The sequence below is a fragment of the Haloferax sp. DFSO52 genome (genome assembly GCF_048158745.1).
In the GTDB taxonomy this organism is placed as follows: domain Archaea; phylum Halobacteriota; class Halobacteria; order Halobacteriales; family Haloferacaceae; genus Haloferax.
In genome coordinates this window covers 403,638-418,325 of record NZ_JBLOPB010000001.1, presented here as the reverse complement: position 1 = coordinate 418,325, position 14,688 = coordinate 403,638, and the positions used below count along the sequence as shown (strand labels likewise).

The 14,688-nt window shown below is 63.1% G+C and carries 17 protein-coding genes; 6 read left to right on the top strand and 11 right to left on the bottom strand.

Going from position 1 to position 14,688, the window contains the following annotated elements; translation table 11 throughout:
* Positions 1 to 18: 18 nt before the first annotated feature.
* Positions 19 to 1,068 carry an ATP-binding protein gene (locus ACK3SC_RS02190; RefSeq protein WP_416838489.1) on the bottom strand — a complete coding sequence of 350 codons (1,050 nt, stop codon included), beginning with the start codon at positions 1,066 to 1,068 and terminating at the stop codon, positions 19 to 21.
* Positions 1,069 to 1,143: 75 nt separating this feature from the next.
* On the opposite strand from ACK3SC_RS02190, the gene ACK3SC_RS02185 reads away from it, so the two are divergent.
* Positions 1,144 to 1,593, top strand: a complete 450-nt coding sequence (locus ACK3SC_RS02185) for a carboxypeptidase regulatory-like domain-containing protein (protein ID WP_416838488.1) — start codon at positions 1,144 to 1,146, stop codon at positions 1,591 to 1,593.
* Positions 1,594 to 1,631: 38 nt separating this feature from the next.
* Here the strand turns inward: ACK3SC_RS02185 and ACK3SC_RS02180 are convergent, their stop codons facing one another.
* Positions 1,632 to 2,900, bottom strand: coding sequence for a TiaS agmantine-binding domain-containing protein (locus tag ACK3SC_RS02180; protein ID WP_416838487.1), 1,269 nt, complete (start codon positions 2,898 to 2,900; stop codon positions 1,632 to 1,634).
* Between the two features lie 142 nt (positions 2,901 to 3,042).
* Here ACK3SC_RS02180 and ACK3SC_RS02175 point away from each other — a divergent pair, with 142 nt between their 5' ends.
* Positions 3,043 to 4,017, top strand: coding sequence for a transcriptional regulator (locus ACK3SC_RS02175; protein WP_416838486.1), 975 nt, complete (start codon positions 3,043 to 3,045; stop codon positions 4,015 to 4,017).
* 129 nt (positions 4,018 to 4,146) lie between these two features.
* Positions 4,147 to 4,497 carry an MmcQ/YjbR family DNA-binding protein gene (locus ACK3SC_RS02170; protein WP_416838485.1) on the top strand — a complete coding sequence of 117 codons (351 nt, stop codon included), beginning with the start codon at positions 4,147 to 4,149 and terminating at the stop codon, positions 4,495 to 4,497.
* A gap of 39 nt (positions 4,498 to 4,536) precedes the next feature.
* Here the strand turns inward: ACK3SC_RS02170 and ACK3SC_RS02165 are convergent, their stop codons facing one another.
* The 6 genes from ACK3SC_RS02165 to ACK3SC_RS02140 form a co-directional block, all read right to left on the bottom strand.
* Entirely contained in the window at positions 4,537 to 4,791 is a 255-nt protein-coding gene (locus tag ACK3SC_RS02165; protein ID WP_416838484.1) for a glutathione S-transferase N-terminal domain-containing protein, read from the bottom strand.
* A 107-nt stretch (positions 4,792 to 4,898) separates the two neighbouring features.
* Positions 4,899 to 6,311, bottom strand: a complete 1,413-nt coding sequence (locus tag ACK3SC_RS02160) for an NCS2 family permease (protein WP_416838483.1) — start codon at positions 6,309 to 6,311, stop codon at positions 4,899 to 4,901.
* 407 nt (positions 6,312 to 6,718) lie between these two features.
* Complete coding sequence (locus tag ACK3SC_RS02155; RefSeq protein WP_416838482.1) at positions 6,719 to 7,432, bottom strand: phosphoribosyltransferase family protein; 714 nt, start codon at positions 7,430 to 7,432, stop codon at positions 6,719 to 6,721.
* An 89-nt stretch (positions 7,433 to 7,521) separates the two neighbouring features.
* Positions 7,522 to 8,052: an orotate phosphoribosyltransferase gene (pyrE, locus tag ACK3SC_RS02150; protein WP_416838481.1), complete on the bottom strand. Its 531-nt coding sequence runs from the start codon at positions 8,050 to 8,052 to the stop codon at positions 7,522 to 7,524.
* Between the two features lie 72 nt (positions 8,053 to 8,124).
* The gene (locus ACK3SC_RS02145; protein ID WP_416838480.1) at positions 8,125 to 8,373 is read right to left on the bottom strand and encodes a hypothetical protein; all 249 of its coding nucleotides are present in this window, start codon (positions 8,371 to 8,373) and stop codon (positions 8,125 to 8,127) included.
* A gap of 272 nt (positions 8,374 to 8,645) precedes the next feature.
* On the bottom strand, positions 8,646 to 9,197 hold the full coding sequence (locus ACK3SC_RS02140) for a CDP-2,3-bis-(O-geranylgeranyl)-sn-glycerol synthase (RefSeq protein WP_416838479.1): 552 nt from the start codon (positions 9,195 to 9,197) through the stop codon (positions 8,646 to 8,648).
* A gap of 127 nt (positions 9,198 to 9,324) precedes the next feature.
* Here ACK3SC_RS02140 and ACK3SC_RS02135 point away from each other — a divergent pair, with 127 nt between their 5' ends.
* Both ACK3SC_RS02135 and ACK3SC_RS02130 read left to right on the top strand, forming a co-directional pair.
* Complete coding sequence (locus ACK3SC_RS02135; RefSeq protein ID WP_416839925.1) at positions 9,325 to 10,164, top strand: proline dehydrogenase family protein; 840 nt, start codon at positions 9,325 to 9,327, stop codon at positions 10,162 to 10,164.
* 105 nt (positions 10,165 to 10,269) lie between these two features.
* Positions 10,270 to 10,923: a DUF502 domain-containing protein gene (locus ACK3SC_RS02130; protein ID WP_416838478.1), complete on the top strand. Its 654-nt coding sequence runs from the start codon at positions 10,270 to 10,272 to the stop codon at positions 10,921 to 10,923.
* A gap of 47 nt (positions 10,924 to 10,970) precedes the next feature.
* Here the strand turns inward: ACK3SC_RS02130 and ACK3SC_RS02125 are convergent, their stop codons facing one another.
* Positions 10,971 to 11,909: a branched-chain amino acid transaminase gene (locus ACK3SC_RS02125; RefSeq protein WP_416838477.1), complete on the bottom strand. Its 939-nt coding sequence runs from the start codon at positions 11,907 to 11,909 to the stop codon at positions 10,971 to 10,973.
* 90 nt (positions 11,910 to 11,999) lie between these two features.
* On the opposite strand from ACK3SC_RS02125, the gene ACK3SC_RS02120 reads away from it, so the two are divergent.
* Positions 12,000 to 12,890 carry an NAD-dependent epimerase/dehydratase family protein gene (locus ACK3SC_RS02120; protein WP_416838476.1) on the top strand — a complete coding sequence of 297 codons (891 nt, stop codon included), beginning with the start codon at positions 12,000 to 12,002 and terminating at the stop codon, positions 12,888 to 12,890.
* A 24-nt stretch (positions 12,891 to 12,914) separates the two neighbouring features.
* Here ACK3SC_RS02120 and ribB read toward each other — a convergent pair whose 3' ends face one another.
* Positions 12,915 to 13,598, bottom strand: coding sequence for a 3,4-dihydroxy-2-butanone-4-phosphate synthase (gene ribB, locus ACK3SC_RS02115; RefSeq protein ID WP_416838475.1), 684 nt, complete (start codon positions 13,596 to 13,598; stop codon positions 12,915 to 12,917).
* Complete coding sequence (locus ACK3SC_RS02110) at positions 13,595 to 14,308, bottom strand: DUF120 domain-containing protein (protein WP_416838474.1); 714 nt, start codon at positions 14,306 to 14,308, stop codon at positions 13,595 to 13,597. The genes ribB and ACK3SC_RS02110 overlap by 4 nt, the downstream gene beginning before the upstream one ends.
* Positions 14,309 to 14,688: the final 380 nt, after the last annotated feature.

Sequence of the window (14,688 nt, the reverse complement as noted above, 5' to 3'; positions counted from 1 at the left end):
GTCACTCAACCTGAGCGGTTACTCTATGGTTTCGGTACTGGCGAGCGACGAGACGGCAGTCGGGCTTGCACCACCATCGCTCGTCTCACGTGGACGAACGCGAACGTCGTGAACAGACTCGGTCGTGTCGTCGACGACGAGCGCGCACCCGCGTTCCCGTGGGAGTCGCGCACTGAGCGTCTCGTCGAAGTACGTCGGGTCGGCAACAGTCATCGCCGACACGTCGGGGCCGGCAGTGAGGCGGTGGACGATTCGCAAGTCGGCCTGCGAGACGGCAACGTCGGGGAGTGCCGAGGGTCGCTGCGTCGCGAGCGCGATGCCGACGCCGGGGGCGCGCCCACGCGTGAGAATCGTTCTGAGCGCCGGGTCGGCAGTCGTGCCGACGAACGCGTGTGCTTCGTCGACGAGGAGCCACGGGATTAGGTCGACTGAACCAGTGACTCTCGCCTCGTACAGTCCGCGTGCAACGACGCGAACGACGGCACTCGCCGGTGTCGAATCGAGACCCGAGAGGTCGAGCACATCTGGGTGCGACCCGCAGAGAGATTCTGGTGCCAACCCATCCGGGTCGAACACGCCCCACGACTCCGCGAGTGTGAGATGGTTCGTCGCCGCCCGGCGAGTTTCGGGTGCAGCGTCGGCGTGCGCGACGGCGGCCAGCATCGCTTCGAGCGACGCTGAGTCGGCGGCGAGACGCCAGACCAGCGACCCCACCGGGCCAGTCGAATCGAGGCCGAGAAGGTCCGGCCACGCACTCGGTGGGAGTGCATCGGCGCGAACGGTTGGCGAGTGGTGAACCGTCGCGTCGGTTGGCGAGTCTTCGAGTCCGCCGAAGACCCCCATCGGGTCGACGACGACAGGTGTGACACCATCGGCGCGGGCCAGTCCTTCGGCGACGACACCGAGCGTGTGCGACTTCCCGTTCCCGCGTTTGCCGACGACGACGGCCGCGTGCGGGTGGTTCACGTCGAGTCCGACGGCCGCGCCGTCGCTGCCGTCGCGGGCGCGGTACGTTCCGAAGCGGCAGACTGGTCCATCGTCGTCCGAGTGTCGACCGATGACGTGCATGGAGATGGATGGCCGCGGAATCTGACTTGAACCTCCGGACGTAGGTTTATATACGAATCCGCGGCCAGACGGGCTATGCTCGATCTGTTTCGGTCAGACACGCGCGCCATCGAAGGACTGCCAGTTCGTCTCGTCGTCGCACTCGTCGTCGGCGTCGCAGCCATGAGTGTCATGCTCAACATGCTCTCTGGCGTGCAGGGACTCGCCACCTCGGAACTCGACGTGAAACCGTCACCTGACGTGATTACGCCGGAAGACCAGGACATCACGTTCACCGTCGTCGACCACGAGGACAACCCGGTCGAAGGGGCGACGGTTATCGTGAAATCAGGGACTGCGGACCTCGAAAACGAGGGCATACCCCGGGGGACGACCGACGATACCGGGGCAACCACGGTGTCACTCGACCCTGAGCTGGGCGCGAACAGAGAAGACGGGACGCTCGTCGTGGACGTGAAAGCGCCCGCTGGGAGTTCGTTCGTCGACAGACGGGAGAACACGAATATACTGGTGGTTCAGGCCTGAGGGTTCAGGACTGACCGCTGTCGATTCAGGACTGACCGCTACCGCTCAGGATGCGTCGGTGCGTCGAATCCGCCGCGAACCAGCGGTTTCGCGATGTGTCGTCGTGCACACGGCGGTACTTCGTACCACCCGCGTTCGAGGCCACGGTCGATTGGTCGGTCGACCTTCCCGGGGGCATCAGTACCGCAGTCGCGACAGCGATAGCCCTGATTTCGCCCGGCGCTCTTCATCGTCCGCCCGCAATCGGGGCAGGTCGGTGTGGCAGGTTCCGTCCGCACCAACTCCCGAATCGCGAACTTTTCGAGTTTGAGCGTTCCGTCCGAGACTTCGCCACAGGCGGTGAGGCGGTCACCGACCCTGAGCGACCGAACGCGGTCACGGAAGCGTTTCGTCGGTTCGAACGCCGCCAGCTGCACCGTCGTGTCGTCCGCTTCGAGGTCGAAAAAGACGTGGCCGCCGGTCCGTGTCTCGGGGGCCGATGCGACCTGTCCGGTGACGCGGTAGGCACGGCCATCGCGGAGCGTGTCGAGCGTTCCGTCGCGAAGGTGCGCATCACTCCCCTGATTCGTGAGGAACGTCACAGCGCAGTCGACGGGTTCGGACTCGATTGCGTCGGCGACTGCACTGACAACGTACGGGTCGTCACCGCGGATGCCGTGGAGAATCGGCCCGGGAGCGTTGGGAACGCAGACGGCTTCGCCTTCGCCGTGGTCGACAGTGTCCCACGCCTCGGGATAGCCATCGTCTGCGGCCTCGAACACCGAGTCGATGTCGACGTCGCGGGGTGTTCCACACCGGTGGAACTCCCGATACGAGATGTGTTCGTACGTCCACTCGTCGAAGGCGGCCCACGCACCGATTGCGGCGAGCGCACCGATTCGCCCGCGCCCTCCGTGCCATCCTTCGGTGAGGAATCCAGACTCGGACGCCAGTGTGACCGCGTCGTCGATGTCGTGGAAGTCGCGGACGGCGTCGTAGGCGAATCGCTCGACGGCAGTCGAGATGGTGTCGGGTGACCCCGGTGCGACGACGAGACCCGGACTGGTTCGGTCGTCGTCGACGATTGCCCACCGGTCGAGTTCGTCGCGCGCCACGTCGAAGGCGACGCCTGCCGGGAGGTCCGTATGGATAGCCAGCGCCGCATTCCCCCGCGTCTTGTGTTCGACGGCGGGATTCAACCGGACGAGGAGTCGTCGCTCGACGGTGCCACCCTGCGCTTCGATGGCCTCGGCGACCAGCGTCGCGAGATAGGTCGTACACATCCCGAGCGTCCGGGAGTCGGTATCGTCGAGGCCGATGACGGTCATCGCCGGAGATAGCCGAAGGGTGAAGTAACGCCTTTCGGGTCACACCGACTATATAAATGAGGCCCAGAGAAGGGAGACGAGTCCGCGAGGGCGGCGATTTCCGGGGAAAACGCTTTATGGGCCGAATCGCTTATTGCCCCCTATGTCCCGGTCAGCGCTGGTTGGTAATATCGCCGCGATGCTCCAAGATGCGGGGTTCGTCGTGAGCGACCGCATCGCCATCCGGCCGAAGAGCTTCGACCTCGCCGCCAGACGAGGTGAGGATCTGTTGCTGCTCAAGATACTGGGGAACATCGACGCGTTCGACGGCGTGACCGGCGCAGAGATGCGCCGCCTCGGCTCGTATCTCGACGCGACACCCCTCGTCATCGGCCTTCGAACCCGTAACGAGGACCTCAAGCCCGGCGTCGTCTACTTCCGTCACGGCGTGCCGGTGTTGAACCCCGACTCCGCGATGGATATGTTCGTCGAGGGCGTCCCGCCGCTCATCTACGCCGCACCGGGTGGCCTCTACGTGAGTCTCGACGGCGACATCCTCGCAGAAGAACGCAAAGAGCGTGGCTGGAGTCTGGGCCGCCTCGCGACCGAACTCGGTGTCTCGCGTCGGACCGTCTCGAAGTACGAAAGCGGGATGAACGCGAGCATCGACGTGGCGATTCAACTCGAAGAGCTGTTCGACCGCCCCTTCTCGAACCCGGTCGACGTACTGGACGGTGCCGAAGACGTTCGCGACTCCGAACCGACGCCCAAAGACCCGGCCGCCGACCCCGACGACGAACACGTCGTCTCGATACTCACACAGGCCGGGTTTACGGTTCACCCGACCGCTCGCGCACCGTTCAAAGCCGTGAGCGAAGACGATGGTCGGCACAAAGAGACGAACGTCCTCACCGGCCACTCGCCGTTTACGCGGAGCGCCCAGAAGCGCGCACAGATTATGTCGTCGCTCGGTGAAATCACTCGCACCCGTTCTGTCTACTTCGTCGAAGAGACACAGAAGCGAGAGTCAGTCGACGGAACCGGCATCGTAAGCTGTGAAGAACTCGCGTCCATCAACGACCCCGACAAGATTCGCGACCTGATTCGCGAACGCGCCCGCGACCCGGCCGAAACCTGACGCGGAACGCACCTGACGCGGAACGCACCTGACGCGGAACGCACCTGACGCGGAACGCGCTCGCTCTGCACGTCGCACGTACGCGTCGCGCCACACATCGTTATCGTGATTCCTGACGTAGCCACGAGTATGTCGAAGTCGAGAGAGGCGTCGCAGGCGACAGTCGAGTCACTCGCGGCGGCGGTGATGCGAGTCGCCGGAGAGTGGGAGGCAGTCGAGCGAACGACGATGTTCGGAAAGCCGTCGTTTCGGGCGAACGGGACGCTGTTCGCCGTCACGTCTGAACAGGGAGTATCACTGACGTCGCTCCCCGACGACGCCCGAGTCGCCGTCGCTGCGGACCACCGAATCCTTCCGTTCGAAGCGAACGGGCGACTCATCGGGTCGTGGGTGACGGTCGATATCGAGCCGAACCGCGTCGGCGAACTGACTGACGCACTTCGGGCGAGTTACGAGACGGCGTTCCGCAGAAAAGCGTAGTTCGAAAGGGCGCTCCGACGCAGGTCGGGGGTGTGGTGATTAGTTCGCTGCGCCGTAGGTCTGGTCGAGGTACTCCACGATATCGCTGCTCTCGGGCATGCCTTCGATATCGTTCGCCTCATCGACGAGAACGGGAACGCCGGTCTGGCCACTGACTTCCCTGACTTCGGTTCGCTCCGAGTGGGCGCGCGGGACCGTCCGGGACTCGTACTCCATGTCGAGTTCAGCGAGTTTGTTCTTGACCTTCGCGCAGTACGGGCAGCCCTCCAGTTCGTAGAGGATGAGGTTTGACATCGTCCGGTGGTATGGAGGCCACTACAAAAAGGCCGGCGGAGATGTGTGCCGCCGGTGCAAGCGGCACACCGTCGAACGGTGGGGGAAGAAACGCGAGAAGCGTCGTCTCAGACCTGTGCTTGCAGCATTCCGGAGGTCCGGACGACGAAGTAGATGACGAACGCGACGGCGAGGGCCCACTGGCCCGCACTCACGTCTTCGTAGTCGCCGGCGGCGACTTTCACGAGCGGGTACGAGACGATACCCGCCGCGATACCGTAGGCGATAGAGTACGTAAAGGGCATGACGAGGATGGTCATGCCGGCCGGGATGGTGTGGGTGATGTCGTCCCAGGCGATGTCGACGACGTTGCGGAGCATCACGACGCCGATGACGACGAGCGCGATGTGCGACGCGTAGAGCGGAACGGCCGTCGCGAGGGGAACGAGCGCGAGCGACGCGATGAAGAGACCGGCGACGACGAGCGCGGTGAGGCCCGTGCGACCGCCTTCTTCGACACCCGTCGCGGACTCGATGTAGGTGGTGACCGTCGAGGTGCCGAGCATGGACCCGACCGTGGTACCGATTGCGTCGGCCATGAGCGGCTTGTCGATGTCCGGAAGGTCACCGTCTTCGTCGAGGAAGCCTGCGACCTGTCCGACACCGACGAGGGTGCCCGCAGTGTCGAAGAAGTCGACGAAGAAGAACGTGAAGACGATGAGCGCGAAACTGAACGCTTCGACGTTGCCGAACCCGCCGATGAACGCGCCGACGAGCGGCGTGATGTCGTAGGTCGCCGCCGACGAACCGGCGACGAGACCGGCGTCGGGCGAGACGATGCCTCCGGTGGTGAGGCCCCATCCGAGCACCGTCGTCGCGATGATGCCGAGGATGATGGAACCGGGGATGCCCGCCGCGTAGAGGCCGAACGTGAGGAACAGGCCGACGATGGAGATCATCGCGACCGGACTCGACGCGAGGTTACCGAGGGTGATGAGCGTCGCCGCGTCGTTGACGACGATTCCCATCGCTTGCAGTCCGATGATGGTCAAGAAGAGACCGATACCGGTCCCGACGGCCAGTTTGACTGGTTCGGGGAACACTTTGATGATGGCTTCACGCGCGCCGACGGCAGTGAGCGCGATGAAGATGATACCCTCGACGAAGACGGCGGCGAGTGCCGTCTGCCACGGGACGCCTAACGCGCCGACGACAGTGAACGCGAAGAACGCGTTCAGGCCGAGGCCCGGTGCCTGCGCGAACGGTCTGTTCGCGTAGAAGGCCATCGTCAACGTCGCCACGGCGGCGGCGAGGATGGTGACGACGGCGAGCATCGACTGCACCTCACCCGGCGCGTAGCCAGCGATTGCGATGCCGTCGACACCGTCGATGAATGGTTGGTCCGTGAGAATCGAGGGGTTGACGACGACGATGTACGACATCGTCAGGAACGTCGTGATACCCGCCAGAATCTCGGTCCTGACCGTGGACCCATGTTTATGCACGTCGAAGTAATTTGCGAGGGTTTCAGAGAGCCCCATGATGCACGACTAAGCATACCCACGATTGCACACATAAGTATTACCATCCAATGGAGGGATGTATGCACGAAAGTGTGTCTAATTGGGTGATTTACGGAGGTGAACCGCACAGCCATGCTTATTTCCTTTTAAAACACTCTTGAAAATAGAATATTCTCGTCACCAGTGTGTCACGAACTGCGATGAAACGAGACCGAGCGGAGACACCAGCCGTGTCCGCAGCCCAGCGAGCGTCAGCCCGAGTGGCGACTGGACAGTCTCATCGTGCCCATTCGTGTCGAGCGAGCAGTCGAGGGAGTAGCCGAACGCGTCCAGGTGCGACCTCCAATCTGTATCGTAACCCGTCGAAGCGATGCGAAACGGCGTAAAAAGGGTACTGAAATCCGCGTCGAATCGGGCGTGCTGGATTATTCGAAGACCGACAGCGCACCGACTGGGGCGTCGGTGAGTTCGCTGGCGCGGTTCGTGCCCTCGTCGCCGACGGCGATGAGTGCGAAGACGCCGGCGATGTTGGCGTCGGCCTGCAGAGCGATATCCAAGAGCAGTTCCTGCGTCTCGCCGGAGCGGATGAGGTCGTCCACGACGAGGACGCGTTCACCGGCGTCGATGGCGCTGGCGGGGAGATAGTAGGTCAGTTCGATACCGGAGGCGAGGCGCTGCCGCGACTCGATGAAGTCGACGATGGCCGTCTCTTTGGACTTCTTCGCGTACGCGAGCCGTGCGCCGAAGTAACTCGCCATCGCTGCACCGAGCGTGATTCCGTCCGTCGCCGCGGTCAGGATGACGTCCGGTCGCTCGAACTGCAGCGTGTTCGCCGCGACGGGTGCGACGAGGTCGAGGAACGACTGGTCGAAGACGACGTCAGAGTTGTCGACGTAGCCTTCGTCGTCGAAGCGAACGCGTGCTTCGAGTTCGTCTGCGAGTGCGTCACGGCCGACACCTTCGACGACCTCTCGGGCGCGTTCGACGCCAGGCAGGACGTGCCCGTTGACGTAGCGGTTGAGGTCCCCGGCCGGCAGCCCAGTCAGTTCGGCCAGTTCGTCGTACGTCCGGGTCTCTTTGAGCATCCGGAGGACGGAGACTGCCTGCAACTGGAGTGCGGCCTTCTCTGCTCTGTTCATGCCTTCGGTTTCGTGGTTGCACAAAAATGAATACTTCGATTGCAATTCGTGCGCTACTTGGTCACAAGCGTGTATGGGCACGAACGTGGTTAGCGGTCGGCGTCTGCGAGTAAATCGTCGGCGGTGAGAAGCGACTCCAGTTCGATATCGTGGTCGGCAAGAAGCTCCTCGGCACCCTCCTGTCGATCGACGACGACGATGACTCGGTCGACGACTGCACCAGCGTCGCGGAGGGCTTCGACGGCATCGACGGCGCTCTGGCCCGTCGTGGCGATGTCTTCGAGGACGACGACGTGTTCGCCCTCGTCGAGTGCGCCTTCGATGCGTTTGGCCGTGCCGTACTCTTTGGCCTTCTTCCGGGCGATGACGTAGGGTTTGCCCGTCTCGACTGCCGTCGCGGCGACGAGTGGGACGGCTCCGAGCGCGACGCCCGCGAGTTTCTCGTCGTCTGCGACGAGTTCGGCGAACGCCTCGGCGATGAGTTTCAAACATCGAGGGTCGGTCTCGAAGAGATACTTGTCGACGTAGTAGTTCGAGGTGCCACCGTGAGAGAGTTCGAACTCTCCGAACTGGACCGCGTCGGCGTCGCGAAGCGCCGCGATGAGTTCTGTGTTCGCCATCTTGGTACGAGTGGCAGCAGCGAGGCGCTTAAGCGGGACGGTTCGGTGTGAGCGGGTGCACCGCGCTGCGACTTACTCGTAGCGTAACTCTGCGTAGAGTCCGTAGAAAAACGCGAGCAATCCAACGACTGCACCGACCCACCGCACTGGCGAAGAGACCGTCCAGACCACCCCTGCTGAGACGACGATTACAGCCACGACGGCGAGTCGGCGAACCCACAGTTGACGACTCGCCTGTTCACGGTCAGCCGCCGAATCGAGGACGAAGAGTTCGATCGCGCCGGTGAAGATGTGCTTCAAGAGGTCCAAGAGTACGCTCATCGTATGGTCTGTTTGACACAACCATGGGTTGTGGGTGTATCGGTTCCAATGGTGGAGCGATGTACACCGACGTTGTACCGCGAGCGAGGCCGAAAGCCGAGTCTCGCGGCCTTTCTTTGGTCCACCGTGAGACGCGTGGCGTCTCACGAGCCTTCGTTCGCTGACGCTCACGAAGACAGGTTTTTCAAGGAGGGCGAGACGTCGGTGACGTCTCGCTTCTTCACGGGCGACTCGCGGGTCGCGTCCGGCGACCCCGACGCAGAAAAAGTGGGTTACCAGGGTTCGTTCTTCAGTCCCAACAGATACGCCCCCACATTCGTGACGACGTGGAGAACCGGCGTCATCACGAGCACTATGACGAGGACAGGGAGTGTGAACGTCGCCGTGAACCACGCGGGGGCGGCGACATACCCGAGAACGAGCGCACCGACGACGAAGTCGAGTTGGTCGAGGCCCGGAAACGCCGCACCACGTTGGCGACCCGACCGGCGCTTCAGGAACGATGCCCCGATATCGCCGAGCATCGCGCCGAGTGCGAGGCCGACTCCGGCGGCGACTGGAAACGTGGGAAGGGAGAATCCGACGAGGCCCGAGAGCGTGGGTTCGAGGACGTTGAGGACGAGTGCGAGGAGCGTCCCGGCGAGCGTCCCCGCGGCGGTTCCGCGCCACGTCTTCCCGTCTCCGAGGACGCGCCGACCATCCCACGTCCGGCCGCCGTCGATGGGGCGGCCCCCACCGGCGAGAACGGCAGCGTTGTTCGGGACGTACGCGGGCAGCATCGCCCAGAACGCAGTGACGACGAGAGCGGCGAGAGAGACGGCCATACGAGTACGTCAAACGGGAGGAATGTAAGTCCCGACGGTTTTCTACGACGGGGTGGCGACGGAGTCACTCGATTACGAGAGGGGCGAGATGAGAAGTATGAATACCAGACGGTCGGTATCTTTCGTCATGATTCCGCCTATCGCGAGCAACTTCGTCGCGGGAGAGTCCGCGACGGAGGCGCTCGACCACGCCCGGGCGATGAACGACGACGGTGTGGCGGTCATCTTGAATCTGCTCGGCGAGCACTACCACGAACGCGGGCCTGCCGACAACGACGCCGACCAGTACGTCCGACTCATCGAAGATATCGCTGCGACCGACCTCGACGCCTGCATCTCGGTCAAGCCCTCGCAAATCGGCCTCGACATCGGCGACGACGTGTTCGAAGAGAACTACCGGCGCATCGCGGAAGCGGCCGACGAACACGACGTCTTCTGCTGGTGCGACATGGAAGACCACGAGACGACGGACGTGACCCTCGACGCCTTCGAAGAACTCGCCCGCGAGTTCGACGGCGGCATGGGACTGTGCGTACAGGCGAATCTGAAACGGACGCGGGACGACCTCGAACGGCTCGCGGACGTGCCCGGAAAGATTCGTCTCGTGAAGGGCGCGTACGACGAACCCGCGTCTATCGCGTACAAGAAGAAGTCGAAGGTCGACGAAGTGTACGAAGACCTCCTCGACTATCTCTTCGACGCATACGTCGGCGGCATCGCCGTCGGCAGTCACGACCCGGCGATGATTGCGCACACTCGGGAACTCGCCGCGGAGTACGACCGCGAGTACGAGATTCAGATGCTCATGGGTGTCCGCGAAGACGCCCAGCGAGAACTCGCCGCCGACGGCGTCGAAGTCTGGCAGTACGCCCCCTACGGCGACAAGTGGTTCCAGTACTTCTACCGCCGCGTCCGCGAGCGCAAGGAGAACGCGCTCTTCGCCCTGCGCGCAGTCATCGGCATCTGAGTCGGGCGTACAGACGGCAGGAGGTTGACCGTGTTTACTGAGTATCGGCAGGACAGACCGTACTAGAAATCCCCTTAAGCCCGCAGGTTCACACTTCGCATACCAATGTCCTCGTGGAGACGTGACTTCGCAAGTGGTCTGGTGGTCCTCATCCCCTTGCTCGTTATCCTGTACGTGCTGTCTATCCTCTACAACAGCATCGTCGCACTACCAATCATCCAAGACCTTCCGCAACCGTACGGGTTCTTCGTCGCCATCGTGGTCTTCTTGATGCTCGTCCTCTCGGTTGGCTACCTCATGCGGACGACCTCTGGCCGCCTGCTCGAGTCCGGTCTGGACACGATGATGAACAAGGTCCCGCTCGTCCGAATCGTCTACAACGCTTCTAAACTGGCGGTCGAAACCGCACTCACTGGAACCGAAGATCTCCAGAAACCCGTCCGCCTCGAAACGTGGCCGGGGATCCGGATGACCGGGTTCAAGACGGGCAAGAAGACCAGAGATGGCAGGGAGATTATCTTCATGCCGACTGCGCCGAACATCACCACCGGCTTCGTGATGGAAGTCGAGCCCGAAGATATCGAAGAGACTGGCGAGCGCGTCGAAGAAGCCCTCACGCGCGTCCTCTCGGCCGGGTTCGCAGAACAGGACCACGCCAACCAGTACACCATCGACGTGACCGAAGAGATCAATGACGATACCCCCACAGACGTCACCGTCTCCGGGGAATCGAAAGACAGCACGGTCGCAAACGAGTAACCACTCGGCGTCGTCGCGTCCGCGAAAAAGCTGCGTTTTGTCGCTGGTTACTGCTCGTCGACGTAGGTGAACCACTCTTCGTGGTCGTCGGTGCGCCGTTCGACGAGGTCGAAGAACGCAGTCTGGAGTTCTTCAGTGACTGGGCCGCGACTGCCCTCGCCGATGACGACGTTGTCCACCTTGCGGATGGGCGTCACTTCGGCAGCGCTGCCGGTGAAGAACAGTTCGTCGGCAGTGTGGAGTTCGCCGCGACTGATAATGGCGCTGTCGTCGACTTCGTAGCCACGCTCGCGAGCGAGGGTGATGACGGTGTCGCGGGTGATGCCGTCGAGGATGCTCTGCGAGAGACCGGGGGTGTAGATTTTCCCGTCGCGGACCATGAAGATGTTCTCGCCGGGGCCTTCAGCGACGTTGCCTTCCTTGTTCAGAACGATTGCTTCGACGTACCCGTTGCGGCGAGCCTCTTCGCCAGCGAGGAGGGAGTTCACGTACAGACCGGTCGTCTTCGCGTTCGTCGGAATCTGACTCGACGCGTGCTTGCGCCACGACGAGACCATCACGTCGACGCCGTTTTCGAGCGCGTCTTCGCCGAGATAGGTACCCCACGGCCACGCCGCGATGGCGATGTCCGTCGGGTTGTCCCTGGGGCTGACGCCGAGCGAGTCGTAGCCATAGTAGGCGATGGGGCGGATGTAACAGCCACCGAGGTCGTTGCGCTTGATGACCTCGATCGTCGCCTCGGTGAGTTCTTCGGGCGTGTACGGAATCTCCATGTTGTACGGCTTTCCGGAGTTGTAGAGGCGTTCGAGGTGCTCTTCCCAGCGGAAGATAGCCGGACCACGGTCGGTGTCGTAGGCACGGGCCCCTTCGAAAACCCCCGTTCCGTAGTGAAGCCCGTGAGAGAGGACGTGAATCTGTGCGTCGTCCCAGTCCACGTATTCGCCGTTCATCCAAATCGTGGACACGTCCATGTCGTCAAATCCCATGTAGGGGCCTTCGCAGGCCCCCTCTAAAATCATGACGAACCGACCCCCACGTCCTTGGGGACTATGTTTTTCCGGGCGAATCGCTGGAGTATGTCACTCGAATCCATCGCCGTCACCGGCGGCACCGGAAACATCGGGCCGACCGTCGTTCGTCACCTGCGTGACCACGGCTACACCGTGACGAATCTCAGTCGCACTGGCGGGTCCGACGAGGCCGACCACGACTACCGAGTGAGTGCGACCGACCCCGGTGACCTCGTCGCAGCGCTCTCGGCCGTCGACGCCGACGCCATCGTCCACCTCGGAACCATCTCGACGCCGACCCACGACCCCGGCCATCGCGTCTTCGAGAGCAACGTCCAATCGACGTACGTCGTGCTCGAAGCTGCGGCGGCACTCGGCATCGACAGCGTCGCTCTCGCGTCGAGTATGAGCGCGAACGGCGGCGCGTTCGAACCGGACCCCGCCCGAATCGACTATCTTCCGATAGACGAGTCACACCGGGCGACGCCGTCGAATCCGTACGGTCTCGGGAAGTACGTCGCCGAGGAGACGGCGACCGGGTTCGCTCGGCGGGACGACGCACCGACGACCATCGCCAGTCTTCGGTTCCCGTGGATGCCGAGCAAAGACAACGCACAGACGACCTTCGCCGAGGCTGACCGGACACTCGCTGGACTCCGTGAGTCGGGCGTGTTCCATACGGTTCGAAACACGCTGTTTGCCTATCTCGGCCGCGAAGATGCCGCGCGGCTCGTTCGCCGGGCTATCGAGGCCGACTTCGAGGGACACGACGTGTTCTGGGCCGCCGCGAACGACACCAGCACGACGGTCGAATCGGCGACGATTGCACGCGAGGTGTATCCCGACGCAGCCCTCCAGACAGAACTCACAGGTCACCAGTCGCTCGTCTCGACGGAGAAAGCGCAGCGACTCCTCGGGTGGCACCCCGAATGGTCGTGGCGCGACGAGCTGGGCTGAAAAATCAGGTCGCGACGGACGCAGTCAGCGAAGGACTTCGAGGAGTCGGTCGCCGTCGACGAACGCGAAGTCGTTTCGAGCGGCGTAGTCTCGGGCGGCAGACTTCGGCAGGGCCGCGCCGGTTTCGTCGTCGAGCATCTCACAGACGACGACTGCAGGAGCAGTTCCGGCCTCGTCGGCGAGGGCGAGGCCGAGTTCGGTGTGTCCTTGCCGGTCGTCGAGGAGGTTGGGTGCGCCGCGGAGCAGGTGGACGTGACCGGGGGCGCGGAACTCGCCACCGAAGTCGTCGGCGTCGTAGTCGCCCGCGCGAGCCAACTCTGCGACTGGCGCGAGTCGCGAGATGGTCATCGCTCGGTCGCGGTCGGTGATGCCGGTGAACGACTCGCGGTGGTTCACGGTGAACGAAAACGACGACCGAGAGTCGTACGCCAGGTCGTGCGAATTCGCTGCCGGGTGGTCGAGCACCTCGTCCATGAAGGGTAACGAGAGCGTCTCGGCAACGTCGTCCGGGAGGGCGACACAGACGAGGCCGCCAGCATCGTTGCGCATGCGAGCGACGTCGAGCGGTGCGACCGAACGGGCGGGATAGACGAGGTCGACTTCACCCTCTCGGTCGTCGAAGTCGTGGATGAGGACCGGGTCACCGGCGCGGAAGGCGTCGATGACGCGTTCGACGGTGTCGTAGTCGCTTTCGGCGGACCGGCTCATTCGAAATCAGCCTCCTCGACGCGAACGGTGAGTTCGTCACCGTCATCGAGGTCCAACACGTCCCGGAGTTTCTCCGGCGCGATAATCTCGAGCTGCGACTCGTCGTGATGGGTTCGCTCGGGGACGATGATGTGGACTGGGTCGTACGTCTCGTCGCCCACTTCGATGATGGCGGCGTAGCACGTCGCCGGCCCGAACGTTCGTTCGTCGTCTTCCCAGCCATCGATTGGAACTGCATCGAGCGTAGACATACCCGCGCGGGAACGAATCGAATCTTCGTCGAGCCGAACGTTCAACGTCCCGGGGAACGGTTCGTAGCCGAGACGCTCGGTGAACTGTTCCATGTAGCCCGAAAGCGAGATGTAGTGGCGGCCTTCGCCCATTCCGCCGGTCACCGTCCCCTCGAGAACGACCACGTTGGGTGTCTCGAAGATGCGGCGATAGTCGGCGTACTCGCGTCGCAGGGCGGACTCGCCGGTATCGGAGAGCGTTATCCACTGGCCGTCGGAGACGACTTCGCGTTCGACGTAGTCGGCCTCTTCGAGGCGCTGGAGACGGCGAGATGCCGTCTGGTTGGAGACGCCCAGTCTGTCTGCGAGGCCCGAACAGGAGACTTTGACTGGGCCGGAGCGGCCACCGTCGAGGGCGACGAGTTTCAGCGTGGCCAACTCGTCGTACCCGACTGCGGCGGCGACTACCGATTCTGACATACCTAGAATCTCGGAGTCCCGACTGATAAGCGTATCGTAAATGAGAAGCGTTCCAAAATTGAGATGGTCGCGTGGGCGGTCGAACCACACCGTATGTGGACCCTATCAGGTGACTGTTCGTAAGTCCGTCGGTCAGTACAACGAGACGAGAACCCGTCGGAGTGGAGGGTCTCACCGAGAGCTGTTGGGTCGGGCGTCTCGATAGACTGGGAATCGAAAAATCCGTGAGTGGGGAGTGGGGCCGGAGTCAGGCGGGTGGGCCGTCAGGCAGGGGCAGAGGGGCACGGGTTCGAGGGGTTGCTTTGGGAGTTGTGGGGCAGGGTAACCCGGAGTGCTCAGGATTCAGCCGCTCTCCGTTCGGCGCTCACCTGTGAGATGCC

Excerpts from the sequence above, each read along its gene's own strand:
- ACK3SC_RS02135 (WP_416839925.1), top strand. The coding sequence starts at position 9,325 with ATGATTCCGCCTATCGCGAGCAACTTCGTCGCGGGAGAGTCCGCGACG.
- ACK3SC_RS02190 (WP_416838489.1), bottom strand. The coding sequence starts at position 1,068 with ATGCACGTCATCGGTCGACACTCGGACGACGATGGACCAGTCTGCCGC.
- ACK3SC_RS02170 (WP_416838485.1), top strand. The coding sequence starts at position 4,147 with ATGTCGAAGTCGAGAGAGGCGTCGCAGGCGACAGTCGAGTCACTCGCG.
- ACK3SC_RS02130 (WP_416838478.1), top strand. The coding sequence starts at position 10,270 with ATGTCCTCGTGGAGACGTGACTTCGCAAGTGGTCTGGTGGTCCTCATC.
- ribB (WP_416838475.1), bottom strand. The coding sequence starts at position 13,598 with ATGAGCCGGTCCGCCGAAAGCGACTACGACACCGTCGAACGCGTCATC.
- ACK3SC_RS02160 (WP_416838483.1), bottom strand. The coding sequence starts at position 6,311 with ATGGGGCTCTCTGAAACCCTCGCAAATTACTTCGACGTGCATAAACAT.
- ACK3SC_RS02120 (WP_416838476.1), top strand. The coding sequence starts at position 12,000 with ATGTCACTCGAATCCATCGCCGTCACCGGCGGCACCGGAAACATCGGG.
- pyrE (WP_416838481.1), bottom strand. The coding sequence starts at position 8,052 with ATGGCGAACACAGAACTCATCGCGGCGCTTCGCGACGCCGACGCGGTC.
- ACK3SC_RS02185 (WP_416838488.1), top strand. The coding sequence starts at position 1,144 with ATGCTCGATCTGTTTCGGTCAGACACGCGCGCCATCGAAGGACTGCCA.
- ACK3SC_RS02175 (WP_416838486.1), top strand. The coding sequence starts at position 3,043 with ATGTCCCGGTCAGCGCTGGTTGGTAATATCGCCGCGATGCTCCAAGAT.
- ACK3SC_RS02110 (WP_416838474.1), bottom strand. The coding sequence starts at position 14,308 with ATGTCAGAATCGGTAGTCGCCGCCGCAGTCGGGTACGACGAGTTGGCC.
- ACK3SC_RS02155 (WP_416838482.1), bottom strand. The coding sequence starts at position 7,432 with ATGAACAGAGCAGAGAAGGCCGCACTCCAGTTGCAGGCAGTCTCCGTC.
- ACK3SC_RS02140 (WP_416838479.1), bottom strand. The coding sequence starts at position 9,197 with ATGGCCGTCTCTCTCGCCGCTCTCGTCGTCACTGCGTTCTGGGCGATG.
- ACK3SC_RS02125 (WP_416838477.1), bottom strand. The coding sequence starts at position 11,909 with ATGGGATTTGACGACATGGACGTGTCCACGATTTGGATGAACGGCGAA.
- ACK3SC_RS02165 (WP_416838484.1), bottom strand. The coding sequence starts at position 4,791 with ATGTCAAACCTCATCCTCTACGAACTGGAGGGCTGCCCGTACTGCGCG.
- ACK3SC_RS02180 (WP_416838487.1), bottom strand. The coding sequence starts at position 2,900 with ATGACCGTCATCGGCCTCGACGATACCGACTCCCGGACGCTCGGGATG.
- ACK3SC_RS02145 (WP_416838480.1), bottom strand. The coding sequence starts at position 8,373 with ATGAGCGTACTCTTGGACCTCTTGAAGCACATCTTCACCGGCGCGATC.